Source organism: Hafnia sp. HMSC23F03 (assembly GCF_001816025.1).
Lineage (GTDB): Bacteria > Pseudomonadota > Gammaproteobacteria > Enterobacterales > Enterobacteriaceae > Hafnia > Hafnia paralvei.
On the sequence record NZ_KV824216.1, the window covers coordinates 56,261 to 69,587 of the forward strand.

Genomic DNA, 13,327 nt, shown 5'->3' on the forward strand with positions numbered 1-13,327 from the left:
TGATTCACTCGGCTGTCCGGTAATGTGCCGGAAAGATCCAACCTCATGCCATACCTATTCGATAGCCTTCAAATACTTATCCAACACAATGTTTTTACCACACAGAACAATAGCAACTTTCTTGCCCTGATATTCTGGTGCTAGTTTCAGCATTGCGGCGACGGCTACACCTGCCGCGCCTTCAATCATCCAGCGGTCGGTGATGGCGATAAGCTTCATCGCTTGTTTGATCTCTTCTTCACTGACCAGTACTTTGCGATCGATAAGTTTCTGGCATAGCTCAAACGTTACGGCGCCTGGCTCAACGCCACCAGCGGTGCCATCCGATAAGGTGCTTTTTTCTTCTACCTCAAAGATATGCCCCGCTTCTAAATTGCTATACATGCTGGTGGCATTTTCTGGCCAGCAGGCAACGATTTCCGTTTGCGGTGAAAGTGTCTCTAGGGCTGTCGCAATACCAGAGATGAGTCCACCTCCACCGACGGCGACAAATACTGCGTCCAAGTCAGCTTGCTGCTCCGCTATCTCAACCCCACAGGTGCCTTGACCTGCAATCACCTGTAAATCGTTATACGGTGATATGTAGATTAGATGCTGCTCAGCGGCAGCGGCAGCGGCCGCGAGTTCAGCATTGAGAGCATCGCCAGCCACTAATCGGACCTCACCCCCTAATGCTCGGATGGTGTCCAGTTTCACCGCCGCTGCGGTTTCAGGCGCATAGATTGCCGCTTTTACGCCTGCAATTTTTCCAGCTAATGCCACACCTTGCCCATGATTTCCGGTTGATGCAGTGATTACACCTTGTGCGCGCTGTTCGTCACTCAATAAGCGCAGCTTGTTGCTCGCACCGCGAAACTTAAATGAGCCGGTGTGCTGAAGGTGCTCACACTTCAAATACACCTCACATCCCGTATGAGAAGAAAGCAAAACGCTATGGTCAAGCGGTGTAACTCGTACCTGCGGGCGCAAGGCCTGATGAGCCTGCATGATGTTTTCGAATAGGGTAGGCATCGTGTTTCCTTGTTTTTCAATACTAAACAGACCAGTAAATCAACGCCTACAAATTGAACTAATTAGCCCGACAAATAAACCCCAGATGATGAAGAACAGTAAATTTCCACGTATTGTTTATTTTGTGATCCAAATTGTAGTACCAAATTATATTTTAACAATACAATATGGGTATCAGTGAGTGTGGTTAGTTTTTGTTTTGTACTTCACTGATGCGGTTATTTTATCCGTTTGGCGGTAAAGTATTGAGCGAATAGCCCATCTCTATCCAAATGGAAAAAGACAATGAACAAAACTGAATTGAGCAAAACCGACCGCATCATCGTTGAAATGGGACGACAGATTATCAGTGGGAAGTATGTCCCTGGCGCGGCGCTACCTTCGGAGGCTGAGTTATGCGAAGAGTTTCAAACATCGCGCAATATTATCCGCGAAGTATTTCGTGCGCTTACCGCGAAGCGATTAGTTGAGGTGAAGCGGTATCGAGGGGCTTTTGTTACGCCTCGTAACCAGTGGAACTACTTGGATACTGATGTTCTGCAATGGGTACTTGCAAATGATTATGACCCTCGTCTGATTAGCGCATTGAGTGAAGTGCGTAATTTGGTCGAGCCGTCAATTGCTCGTTGGGCTGCTGAAAGAGCAACGTCTAGCGAGTTGGCGGTCATTGAGGCCGCATTAAATGACATGACAATGAACCACCAAGATTTTGATGCATTTAACGAGGCAGATATTCGTTTCCATGAAGCCGTGTTGTCGTCGGTACATAACCCCGTGTTACAGCAGTTAAGCGTTGCGATTAGCTCGCTGCAACGGGCTGTATTTGAACGTACTTATATGCCAGATGAAGACAACATGCCGAGAACATTACGTGAGCACCAGACGCTGTATGACGCAATCCGTCACCAGAATGCTGATGCAGCAGAGAAAGCAGCATTAGCAATGATAGCCAGCTCTACAAGGCGTTTAAAGGATGAGACATGAATGAAAATTTTATAGCGATTGATTGGGGCTCAACAAATTTACGAGCATGGCTTTATGTTCAAGGGCTGTGCGTTGATTTTTTAAGATCAGAATCCGGTGTCACTCGTTTACAGGGGCAGACGCCGCAACAGGTTTTTAGCCACCTGATGCAGCCGTGGTTCCAAGACTATGGTGACCTTCCGGCTATTATGGCGGGAATGGTTGGCAGCAATGCCGGATGGCAGGTTGTTCCGTATTTGCCCTGCCCAGTTGCATTAGGTGAAGTTACTCAACACCTGACAACAATCCGATCACCAAATTCTTCAGTGATCCACATTATTCCTGGGTTATGCATTAATCGTCCCGATAATTCCAATGTGATGCGTGGCGAAGAAACACAGATTATAGGCGCTCACCAATTACACAAATCCTCACGTTATTTAATGCCGGGTACGCATAGCAAATGGGTGCAGATGTCAGGGGATTATGTTGATGATTTTCGCACGGTGATCACGGGTGAATTGCATTATTTGCTACTTCAACATGGGCTTATTGGCGTGGGTATCGGTGAGCAGCATGTCTCACAGGACGCATTCCGGCAGGGGTTGGAAATCGGATTTAATGATGCTGGCGTGATACGAAATCTGTTTGAGGTCCGTGCGGCACATCTTCTTGGAAATAGAAGTAAAGGTACGGTGAGCGATTGGCTGTCTGGGGTGTTGATTGGTAATGAGGTTGCACAGATGCAACAGACCTACGCATTACACGCCAGCGACAGTGTGACGCTTATTGGTAGCCCAAAACTCAATGAACGTTACGTCACTGCTCTGAATTTTGCCGGTATTGCCTATCAAACGATTGACGGTGATATCGCGTTTCAAACCGGAATAAGGAGCATTGCCAATGCCTTGGGTTACTAAGTTACCGTTGATCGCGATCTTACGTGGGATTAAACCACAAGAAGTTGAAGAACATATTACTGCGTTATTGGCGGCTGGTTTTGATGCTATAGAGATCCCTTTGAATTCACCAGATTGGGAAAAAAGTATTGCCCTAGCCGTGAAGCTCTTTGGTCATCGCGCTTTAATTGGGGCTGGTACTGTCCTGAAAAGCGAGCAGGTAGATCTACTGCATTCCCTCAACAGTAAACTCGTTGTGACACCGAATACTGTACCCGACGTTATCCGTCGAGCTGTTGGATATCAAATGCAGGTCTGTTGCGGTTGTGCAACGGCAACAGAAGCATTTCAAGCAATAGAGGCTGGTGCGCAGGCGCTGAAAATTTTCCCATCGGCGGCATTTGGTCCTGACTATGTAAAAGCACTGAAGGCGGTTCTTCCTGCAACGGTACCCGTGTTCGCGGTGGGGGGCGTCACACCGGAAAACCTGCATGAATATCTTAATGCGGGTTGTGTAGGCGCAGGTTTAGGCAGCGATTTATATCGTGCTGGGCAGGAGGTGCAACGTACGGCTCAACAGGCACAGGCTTATGTGAACGCCTATAAGGATGCGGTGAGATGAAAATTACTAAATTAACCACTTATCGTTTACCCCCAAGGTGGATGTTCCTGAAAATTGAAACTGATGAAGGCATTGTAGGGTGGGGAGAACCGGTCATTGAAGGTAAGGCCAAAAGCGTTGAGGCCGCTGTTCATGAGCTTGGCGAATATATTATTGGTCAGGATCCCGCGCGGATTAACGATATTTGGCAGACGCTCTATCGGGGAAGTTTCTACCGCGGTGGCCCTATTCTGATGAGCGCAATTTCAGGCATCGATCAGGCGTTGTGGGATATCAAAGGAAAGGCATTAGGGGTTCCTGTCTATCAACTGCTTGGTGGGTTGGTGCGCGATAAAATTAAGGCTTACAGTTGGGTTGGTGGTGATCGTCCTGCCGATGTTATTGATGGTATTAAGAAGCTGATGGCGGGTGGGTTTGACACTTTCAAGCTTAATGGTTGTGAAGAGATGGGCATTATTGATAATGCTCGCAAAGTGGATGCGGCTGTAGCGGTTGTGGCTGAGATCCGATCTGAGTTTGGCAACACTATTGAGTTTGGTCTCGATTTTCATGGCCGCGTTGATGCGCCGATGGCCAAAATCTTAATCAAAGAACTTGAGCCTTATCGTCCGCTCTTTATCGAAGAACCGGTGCTTGCGGAACAAGCAGAATACTATCCCCGCCTTGCCGCCCAAACCCATCTGCCGATAGCGGCGGGTGAACGCATGTATTCTCGGTTTGATTTCAAACGTGTGCTCGCTGATGGTGGTTTAGCCATTGTACAGCCCGATCTTTCCCATGCAGGGGGAATTACCGAATGCTTTAAAATAGCGGCGATGGCAGAAGCTTATGACGTTGCTTTAGCACCGCACTGCCCGCTCGGGCCAATTGCATTAGCATCATGTTTGCATTTGGATTTTGTTGCGCGTAATGCCGTGTTGCAAGAACAAAGCATGGGGATTCACTACAACCAAGGCGCAGAGCTCCTCGACTACGTGGTCAATAAAGAAGATTTCGACATGGTTGATGGGCATTTTGCACCGCTCATGAAACCTGGCCTTGGCGTTGAAATTAATGAAGAGAGGGTGATTGCGTGCAGTAAGAATCCACCAGACTGGCATAACCCGGTTTGGCGATACTCTGACGGTGCCGTTGCTGAATGGTAATAAATCTTCGTCATTGAACTTGTATCTGCGCTAGCTACGCTCGGTCATCCGAATTATTTGCTTGTCGGCTTGATACAACTCTAATTTCGTTGATTAACCATAGAAGTTAAAAATACGAATAACAATAACAAATAGTCGATGGCGTATTTTTCCCGCCGGGGATTCGTGCGCCTAAAAATCGCCTGAGCTAACAGGCTAATAAAAATATAATTAATCCGATAAGTGAGAAGAACATGAGTGATATAACACTATCTTCCGCACCAACTAAAAGGCGTTATTTAACGCTACTGATGATTTTTGTGACGGTCGTCATTTGCTATGTTGACCGTGCCAATTTAGCCGTGGCCTCCGAACATATTCAGGCCGAATTTGGTATTAGTAAATCAGAAATGGGATATATCTTTTCTGCTTTTGCATGGACATATACTTTGTGCCAAATACCCGGTGGCCGTTTTCTTGATCGTGTCGGTGCCAAAACAACCTATTTTGTTGCCATTATGGGATGGTCTATAGGGACTTTATTTCAGGGATTCGCCAATGGTTTAGTCTCGCTTATCACACTGCGAGCGGTGACGGGCATGTTTGAGGCTCCTGCATTTCCTACCAATAATCGTATCGTAACCAGTTGGTTTCCTGAGCAGGAGAGAGCGTCAGCGGTCGGTTTTTATACTTCTGGCCAGTTTGTTGGGCTCGCATTTCTGACTCCTATGCTGATTTGGTTGCAGGAAATGACCAGTTGGCATTGGGTGTTTATTGTTACTGGTGCGGTGGGTATTCTCTGGGCAGCTTTATGGCGCTTTGCCTATCAGCCTCCGCGTAAAAGTAAATATGCTAATCAGGCAGAACTTGATCATATTGCTAACGGTGGCGGTGTGATTGATGGTGATGTTGCTACAGGTAAAAAAAAGGCTGCACCGTTAACCATATCAGATTGGAAATTGGTATTTCATCGTAAACTGGTCGGGGTTTATATTGGTCAATTCGCCATCGCCTCGACGTTGTGGTTCTTCCTGACGTGGTTCCCTAATTACCTCACGCAAGAAAAGCATATCACTGCTTTGACCGCAGGATTTATGACAACCGTACCGTTTATGGCTGCTTTTGTTGGCGTTATTCTTTCAGGAGTTGTGGCGGATAAACTACTAAAGAGTGGTAAGTCGATTGGTTTTGCGCGTAAGACTCCGATTATTTGTGGCCTATTGTTATCAACCTGCATTATGGGGGCCAATTATACGAATGACCCTATGTGGATCATGATACTGATGGCATTAGCGTTTTTTGGTAACGGATTTGCATCTATTACGTGGTCGCTCATTTCTTCTTTAGCGCCTATGTGTTTGATCGGACTCACCGGTGGCGTATTTAATTTTATCGGCGGTTTAGGAGGAATAACGGTTCCGCTGGTTGTTGGTTATTTAGCCCAATACTATGGTTTTGCACCATCGCTAACTTATATTGCGGTGGTGGCGTTAATGGGGGCGCTCTCTTACATATTGTTAGTCGGAGATGTGAAACGTATTGATTAAAACCCAATGCTCCCATGGATCATATCTGTGGGAGCAGGTCTATACCCGACAAGATCTCTCGGTGGGGATTTTCTGCCTGCTGAACAAAAGTGGCCTTAATGAGAAATACATCGGTAAGCTTCAGTGATTGAGGCCTTCGCTTGGTTTATGCTAGTGAGATAATGCGTTTATTTTGCTGAAGGAATCCACCATGTCTCGCTATGCTGAAAAACAGCTCACGTTCGATCCGCGAGGGCATCAGCTCACCAATATCAATGTCTGGACACCCGACAGTGAGTGGTTAGCGTATGACGTTCGCCCTAGCGGCGCCTCTTTTACAGGCTTGTGTATTGAGCGTGTCAGGGTGGCTGATGGCCAGGTGGACGTGGTGTATCGTGCTCAGCATGGGGCTCATGTCGGCGTGGTGACAGTGAGCCCACAACAGCCAACGCGTTACGTATTTATTCACGGACCAGAGCATCCAGATTCTCACTGGCATTACGATTTTCACCATCGTCGCGGAGTGATTGTCAGTGAACCCGATAGAGAACTGGCTGAAACGCTAGACGCGATGGATATTACCGAGCCTTATACCGCGGGTGCCTTACGTGGCGGGACACATGTGCATGTTTTCAGCCCTGATGCGACCCGCCTTAGTTTTACCTACAACGATCATGTTATGCATGAAAAAGATGTGGCGCTCGATCAGCGTAATGTTGGTGTTGCTTTACCGCTGCATGCTGTTAACGTGCCGAAACAGCATCCGCGTGAATATGATGGTAGTCATTTCTGTGTTTTGGTTAGCCAGACAACGCCTCAGCCGCAGGCGGGAAGCGATCAAATTTCTCGAGCCTATGAAGAGGGTTGGATTGGTGACGAAGGCTATTTAAAGCCAGACGGAACTCGTCAGCGTTGGGCCTTAGCTTTTATCGGCGACACCGAGTCTCAAGATGGTCAAAAAATCCCAGAAATATTTGTAGTCGATTTGCCTGAGCAGGATTCGGCTTACGCCGAGGCCGGGGAATATCCACTTCAGGGCACGGCTGACCGATTACCTGCTCCGCCTGCCAGTGTTCAGCAGCGACGAATCACGTTTACTCATCAGCGTAAGTATCCTGGGTTGGCCACGACACCACGCCACTGGCTGCGCTCTTCTCCCAACGGGGCTGAAATCGCCTTTTTAATGCATGATGATGCGGGGATTGTACAGCTATGGATGGTATCTCCTAACGGGGGCAATCCCCGTCAGGTCACACATGGGAAACACTCAGTGCAGTCTGCACTAAGTTGGCATCCTGATGGCGAGTCGTTGTTCTTCGCGATGGATAACAGCATTGTGCGCTGCAGTGCAAAATCTGGAGAGATTACTCGCCTGACGTTGCGTTCTGAACAGCCGCCATGTGCTGAATCTGTGGTTGTCTCACCAGATGGAAAAAAAGTTGCCTATATGCGTGAGATAGAAGGTTGGCCACAGCTATTTGTGGTGAATCTATGATAAATAGCGTGTCTGAGCATTCGGCTTAGACACTGCTCTAATCAATGTGATGGTGCAACGTTATTGACACCGGAGGTCTGCTCGTTACGCAAAACACGTGCGCGTGGCGACTCATCTTCGGGATTAGAATCCGAGCGATAGTAATCGTAAGGCAACAATAACGTATCAACTACGGCGGATAATGGTAGGTCTAATGCGAGAAGTGGCGTCATAGCCCAGCCAGTATCTTCATGTTTGATCATTTTGACGTCGTTTTTTGCACCCGAATAGTATCCCTGATTCGGTCCAACACGGGTCATGACGCTGGAACAGCCTCCAGCCATCAGCGCGGAGCTGGTAAGCAGAGATATCGTCAAGCATCTAATCCGTTGTTTCATAAATCCATCCCAATAGTGGCCGTGTAGACGAAAGCCAAAGTTGTTGTGTTATAGCATCTATGTCGGAAAATCGACAAACTCACCTATTCGCTCTGTGGTGGCTCTCTCATTTCATACAAAAATGTAACAATATTCCAGTGGTACCTTGCCAGTTTATGACCTCTGCTTTAGGGAATCGTGCGTTCAGAAAAAATTTAAATTTTGCTGCTTGAAAAATTATTGGCTGACACCATCTTATTAGCAGGCCAATGAGAAATATGCCGTAAGGGTATTTCGGCCATGATGTATATATAGTCTGTCCATGATGGAAGGCTATTTTTCCTCGCTGATTTTATTAGGAGGCATATTTTTATGCGCAATTTCGATCTCGCTCCACTTTACCGTTCCGCTATCGGTTTCGATCGCCTGTTTAATTTAATTGAGTCTGGTCAGAACCAGTCTAACGGTGGATATCCTCCATACAACGTTGAGCTCGTTGACGACAATCACTATCGTATTTCTATTGCCGTAGCCGGATTTGCAGAGCATGAACTGGATATCACCGCGCAATCTAATACCCTGATTGTAAAAGGTTCTCATCAACCATCAGACAAAGAACGCACTTATTTATATCAGGGGATCGCCGAGCGTAACTTTGAGCGTAAGTTCCAATTGGCCGAACATATTCAAATTAAAGGCGCCAACTTGGAAAATGGGCTGTTATATATCGATTTAGAGCGCATTGTTCCAGAAACACTGCAGCCGCGTAAAATTGAAATTAAGTAATTTAGTGTAGTCAGTTATCTGTAAAGAACAAATAAATTTGCCTGCCTGCGGGGGGCTAAAGGTCGGCTGTTATCACCATATGAAGCAGCCGAAAATATTATCTCGCTTCTTAGAAGGAGTATATATCTATGCGTAATCACGATCTTTCTCCACTACTTCGTCAATGGATTGGTTTCGATAAGTTAGCTAATGCGATGCAGAGCAGCTTAGAACCCCAAGGGTTCCCACCATATAACATTGAAAAAAGTGACGATAACCACTATCGCATCTCTCTGGCCTTAGCTGGATTTAAGCAGAGTGAGCTGGATATTGAAGTTGAAGGTCCGCGCTTAACCGTGCGTGGTAACCCAGTTCAGTCAGAGAAACCGGTTGAATATTTACATCAGGGGCTGGTGTGCAAAGCCTTCGATCTGACATTCACCTTGGCAGAACATCTGACAGTGGATGGTGCCAAATTTGAAAATGGGCTGCTGAATATCGATCTGGTGCGTAACGTACCTGAAGCCCTGCAGCCTCAGCGCATCGCGATAGGTGGGCAGACAACGCCTCCAGCGCTGGAGCAAAGCCAGGCTAGCGATGCAGAAACCAGCAACCAATAATACCTATTGATGTACCCCTCTCTATCTTTTTGGCGCAGGAAACTGCGCCTTTTTTTATTCCGCAGTTTTCATTTTTCCCAGAGTTATCTAAAAATAGGGTAATTTCCCGTGGGTTGTTCACCTAAGGCGTAGCAGGTATGGTGTCGGTTGGCTTCCCATAATAATTACCTGTGATTGTTATCATGACTTTTTCTGTATTTGGCGACAAATTTACCCGCTACGCGGGGATCACCCGTCTGATGGACGATCTGAATGATGGCCTGCGTACGCCTGGCGCAATTATGCTTGGCGGCGGCAACCCGGCCAAAATCCCTCAGATGACGGATTATTTCACTCAACTTTGTGCGGATATGTTGCGCGAAGGTAAGTTAACCGACGCGCTATGTAATTACGATGGCCCACAGGGTAAAGATGCGCTTCTGCAAGCGCTGGCAAAAATGCTGCGCGATGAGTTTGGTTGGCAAATAGAAGCACAAAATATTGCGCTAACAAACGGCAGCCAGAGTGCATTTTTCTACTTATTTAATTTATATGCTGGGCGATTTGCTGATGGCTCGCGTCGTCGTGTGTTATTCCCACTGGCCCCTGAATACATTGGCTATGCAGACGCGGGGTTAGACGAAGATTTGTTTGTTTCGGCTAAGCCAACTATCGAGCTGTTGCCTGAAGGTCAGTTTAAATATCACGTCGATTTTGAACACCTTAACATTAGCGACGATGTGGGGTTGATTTGCGTTTCGCGTCCAACAAACCCGACAGGAAACGTTTTAACAGACGAAGAGCTTATTCGTCTTGATGCCATGGCGCAGCAGCGCAATATTCCATTATTGATTGATAACGCCTATGGTTTGCCTTTCCCCGGCATTATATTTTCTGACGTCAATCCGCTGTGGAATCCAAACATTATTCTATGCATGAGTTTGTCCAAGCTTGGTCTGCCGGGAGCTCGCTGTGGGATAGTCATTGCTGATGAAAAAATAATCAGCGCCATCAGTAACATGAACGGCATTATCAGCCTATCGCCGGGCAGTCTCGGCCCAGCCGTTGCGCTCGAAATGATAGAGCGTGGCGACTTACTCCGTTTATCTAACGAGGTGATAAAACCGTTTTATCGCCAACGAGTAGAGCAAACCATTGAGGTCTTGCGTCGTTACTTGCCGGAAGAGCGTTGTTTAATTCATAAGCCGGAGGGAGCGATATTCCTATGGCTGTGGTTTGTTGATCTCCCTATTAGCACCGAAATTTTATACCAGCGCCTCAAACAACGCGGGGTTCTAATGGTACCGGGTCATTATTTCTTCCCAGGGCTAGAACACGAATGGCCGCACACGCATCAATGTATGCGCATGAACTATGTACCTGAGCTTGATCAAATCGAGAAGGGCATAGAAATCTTGGCTGAAGAGGTTGAGCGCGCGCACCGAGAAGACGCGGGGAAGAAGAAACGTTATGTTGGAAAACGTTAGTTAATCTGTATCAATAACAAAAAGCCCGCAATCTGGATGGATTGCGGGCTTTTTGTTAGCCAGAGTCTGATAATTTAGAACTCTTTTTTAGCGTAACCAGTAACGACTTTTAGACCCATTTCACGACCTAACGCAGTCATTGGGTGTACAACTTCAATACCACGTACCGCCTTTTTTAAAGACCCCATGTCGGCTTGTTCTTTTTTGGTGATTTCGCGGCTGAATGGCATCTTTAAAAGCTGCTGTGCTTTGGCACTGAAATGGCTGGCTTGAACTGCGCGCAGACGCTCGATCTCAGCGGTCAGCTTTTCCTGCTCGCTGCGATTTTCATCCAGAGCATGCGTGGTTACAGAGTCAATCTCTTGTAACAACAGGCCAGCTTCTTTACGACGCAGGGCATCCAGCTTGTCGCTAAGGCGTTTAATTTCTGCTTTTTCTTTCATGACGTATCTTCCGGTCATCAATACTTTTGGGGATTAGGAGATAGTTTAACAGTTGTAGACATTAATGTGGGGATTGGCTGAAAAGAAGACGCTCCCAGTCTTGCAAACCGGGAGTTTAAAAGGCTTTTTTATGGCACAAACGAGTCACTAAATCGGTGATGCTAAGTACGAGTGTTGAACGAACCATCTGCTGATAGCGCTGTTCCTGCATGTTGGCTAGTGAGTCATCAACGACCTCTTCTGGCAGATGCAACGTGGGCTGTGGAGGCAATGCTGTCATGCAATGCAGCATATTTATCGGACCGAGGATCTCGTCATCGGTAAAGCTGTAGATCTTATTTTCATGCTTTAATTCATTATTTAGCGCTAATAAAAGCTCAACGTCTTCATATTCATCGCGGCTAATCACGCCCAAGGCATAGATGAGTTTTAGTCGCACCGGTAAATCAGCCAGTGGGCCGCTTCCTTCCAGCAATGGTTCCACCGCGTATTTCACCGCGTAATCATCTTTCCGAAAGGCTTGGAGAATCAGAAGATCAACCGCCTCAGCCAGTAATCCGACCGTAGCCTGAATGAACCCTGCGACCGTTTGACGAGCATTGAGCCTTTCTAGAATTCGATTCTCAAAAGCCTGATTTTTATAAAGGTCAGCGTCTTCTATTGTTGCCATAATCGATGCTTCACGTTCCGATAACCGTGGTTTTTCTGGTGCCTCGGTTTTTGGAAGGTGCTCTTTTATTTCTGGTTGCGCTGTGGTGCGCATTCGATTCAATTTCATTATACCCTTCTCATTTGGAGCTGCCGCTTCGCCGCAACTCCAATCCTATGGGTTACATCATGCTTGACGTTGCATGGCGTTATACACATTCGCGATCTGTGCGACAAGCTCTGGCTGATCTTCTAGGCCACAAACCTGCTTCACGGTATGAGTTATGCCTTTCTCATTAAGCAAATATGCCATTTCTTGTGCCTGTGGATCTTGGTGGCTGCGATAGCTTAATGCCGCTGCAATGCCCATGAGCAGATTGTTGTTTGGCAAACCATACTCCAGCGTTCCTCGCAGTGGTTTGATTAAACGATCGTTTTCACTCAGTTTACGCAATGGCTGACGCCCCACGCGCTCCACATCGTCATGTAGGTAAGGGTTCTCAAAGCGTCCTAAAATCTTTTCGATATAAGCGGAATGCTGTTCTGGGTCAAAGCTGTAGCGTTTAATAAGTACCGCCCCACTTTCTTCCATTGCCCCTTTAACAACATCGCGAATAGCCGGATCCAAAATGGCTTCACGAATGGTTTGATAGCCAGCCAGTTGGCCGAGATAGGCGGTGATAGCATGGCCGGTGTTGAGCGTGAAAAGTTTTCGCTCAACATAGGCCATAAGATTCGCCGTGGACTCCATTCCTGCAATTTTTGGTAGTTGCCCTTTGAATTGGGTACTGTCGACAATCCATTCGCTAAAGGTTTCAACGGTCACTTCCAATGGATCGTCGTTAGCTGCGGCGCTAGGGGGAACAATGCGATCTACGGCGGAATCCACAAAACCGATGTGTTCTTCTACCCAAGCATGGAGTTCGGCAGGGATTGCCAGCAAGACATGCTGTTTAAGCTGGCTGGTACCCCGCACCATATTTTCGCAGGCGATAATATTCATTGGCTGATGGTTACCGCTGTTGTAACGAGAAATCAGGCCCTGAGCTAGCGTACTGGCGATTTTGCTGAGCACCTGTGGGCCAACGGCTGTGGTGATAATGTCTGCTTGAGCAATCTGCTGAATGGCATCAGGGCTGTTGCTATGAATGGCGCTGACGCGGTTTACCTGCTCAACACGCGCATTTTCGCCGACTACGTTGACCTGATAACTTTGTTGATGAGCAAGCTGATCGACTAAAGGTTGGTTGACGTCGGCAAATGTTAACTCTGCCTGAGCATCGGCTAAAAGTTTACCGATAAAACCACGACCAATATTACCTGCACCAAAATGAATCGCTTTCATGATGTTAACCTCGAGAGAATCTATCCGTAAAAAGGGGGCCGGGG

At 47.1% G+C, this 13,327-nt stretch carries 14 protein-coding genes; 9 read left to right on the plus strand and 5 right to left on the minus strand.

Features of this window, described 5'->3' with window-relative positions:
- Window positions 1-54 precede the first annotated feature (54 nt).
- Window positions 55-1,011 (minus strand): threonine/serine dehydratase, encoded by a 957-nt coding sequence (locus HMPREF3091_RS08510; RefSeq protein ID WP_070715347.1) that lies wholly within the window; start codon window positions 1,009-1,011, stop codon window positions 55-57.
- A gap of 285 nt (window positions 1,012-1,296) precedes the next feature.
- Here HMPREF3091_RS08510 and HMPREF3091_RS08515 point away from each other — a divergent pair, with 285 nt between their 5' ends.
- From HMPREF3091_RS08515 to HMPREF3091_RS08540, 6 genes are all read left to right on the plus strand, one after another.
- Window positions 1,297-1,995, plus strand: coding sequence for a FadR/GntR family transcriptional regulator (locus HMPREF3091_RS08515; RefSeq protein ID WP_070715348.1), 699 nt, complete (start codon window positions 1,297-1,299; stop codon window positions 1,993-1,995).
- A complete protein-coding gene (locus HMPREF3091_RS08520) occupies window positions 1,992-2,894 on the plus strand; it encodes a 2-dehydro-3-deoxygalactonokinase (protein WP_004094009.1) in 903 nt (300 codons plus the stop codon). The genes HMPREF3091_RS08515 and HMPREF3091_RS08520 overlap by 4 nt, the downstream gene beginning before the upstream one ends.
- Window positions 2,878-3,495, plus strand: a complete 618-nt coding sequence (locus HMPREF3091_RS08525; RefSeq protein WP_070715349.1) for a 2-dehydro-3-deoxy-6-phosphogalactonate aldolase — start codon at window positions 2,878-2,880, stop codon at window positions 3,493-3,495. The genes HMPREF3091_RS08520 and HMPREF3091_RS08525 overlap by 17 nt, the downstream gene beginning before the upstream one ends.
- On the plus strand, window positions 3,492-4,640 hold the full coding sequence (gene dgoD / locus HMPREF3091_RS08530; protein WP_070715350.1) for a galactonate dehydratase: 1,149 nt from the start codon (window positions 3,492-3,494) through the stop codon (window positions 4,638-4,640). The genes HMPREF3091_RS08525 and dgoD overlap by 4 nt, the downstream gene beginning before the upstream one ends.
- Window positions 4,641-4,873: 233 nt before the next feature.
- Window positions 4,874-6,166 carry an MFS transporter gene (locus HMPREF3091_RS08535; protein WP_070715351.1) on the plus strand — a complete coding sequence of 431 codons (1,293 nt, stop codon included), beginning with the start codon at window positions 4,874-4,876 and terminating at the stop codon, window positions 6,164-6,166.
- A gap of 190 nt (window positions 6,167-6,356) precedes the next feature.
- The gene (locus HMPREF3091_RS08540; protein ID WP_070715352.1) at window positions 6,357-7,640 is read left to right on the plus strand and encodes a YidR family protein; all 1,284 of its coding nucleotides are present in this window, start codon (window positions 6,357-6,359) and stop codon (window positions 7,638-7,640) included.
- Between the two features lie 41 nt (window positions 7,641-7,681).
- Here the strand turns inward: HMPREF3091_RS08540 and HMPREF3091_RS08545 are convergent, their stop codons facing one another.
- Window positions 7,682-8,017 (minus strand): YceK/YidQ family lipoprotein, encoded by a 336-nt coding sequence (locus tag HMPREF3091_RS08545; RefSeq protein ID WP_083321396.1) that lies wholly within the window; start codon window positions 8,015-8,017, stop codon window positions 7,682-7,684.
- Between the two features lie 351 nt (window positions 8,018-8,368).
- Between HMPREF3091_RS08545 and ibpA the strand changes: the two genes are divergently transcribed.
- From ibpA to HMPREF3091_RS08560, 3 genes are all read left to right on the plus strand, one after another.
- Window positions 8,369-8,782, plus strand: coding sequence for a small heat shock chaperone IbpA (gene ibpA / locus HMPREF3091_RS08550; RefSeq protein WP_004094024.1), 414 nt, complete (start codon window positions 8,369-8,371; stop codon window positions 8,780-8,782).
- Window positions 8,783-8,910: 128 nt separating this feature from the next.
- Complete coding sequence (gene ibpB / locus HMPREF3091_RS08555) at window positions 8,911-9,381, plus strand: small heat shock chaperone IbpB (protein WP_004094026.1); 471 nt, start codon at window positions 8,911-8,913, stop codon at window positions 9,379-9,381.
- Window positions 9,382-9,563: 182 nt separating this feature from the next.
- Window positions 9,564-10,847 (plus strand): valine--pyruvate transaminase, encoded by a 1,284-nt coding sequence (locus HMPREF3091_RS08560; RefSeq protein ID WP_070715353.1) that lies wholly within the window; start codon window positions 9,564-9,566, stop codon window positions 10,845-10,847.
- Between the two features lie 74 nt (window positions 10,848-10,921).
- Here HMPREF3091_RS08560 and HMPREF3091_RS08565 read toward each other — a convergent pair whose 3' ends face one another.
- From HMPREF3091_RS08565 to HMPREF3091_RS08575, 3 genes are all read right to left on the minus strand, one after another.
- Window positions 10,922-11,290, minus strand: coding sequence for a YibL family ribosome-associated protein (locus HMPREF3091_RS08565; protein WP_070715354.1), 369 nt, complete (start codon window positions 11,288-11,290; stop codon window positions 10,922-10,924).
- A 115-nt stretch (window positions 11,291-11,405) separates the two neighbouring features.
- On the minus strand, window positions 11,406-11,960 hold the full coding sequence (locus tag HMPREF3091_RS08570; RefSeq protein WP_227660145.1) for an MltR family transcriptional regulator: 555 nt from the start codon (window positions 11,958-11,960) through the stop codon (window positions 11,406-11,408).
- A 165-nt stretch (window positions 11,961-12,125) separates the two neighbouring features.
- Window positions 12,126-13,283: a mannitol-1-phosphate 5-dehydrogenase gene (locus HMPREF3091_RS08575; RefSeq protein WP_070715356.1), complete on the minus strand. Its 1,158-nt coding sequence runs from the start codon at window positions 13,281-13,283 to the stop codon at window positions 12,126-12,128.
- Between the last annotated feature and the right edge of the window lie 44 nt (window positions 13,284-13,327).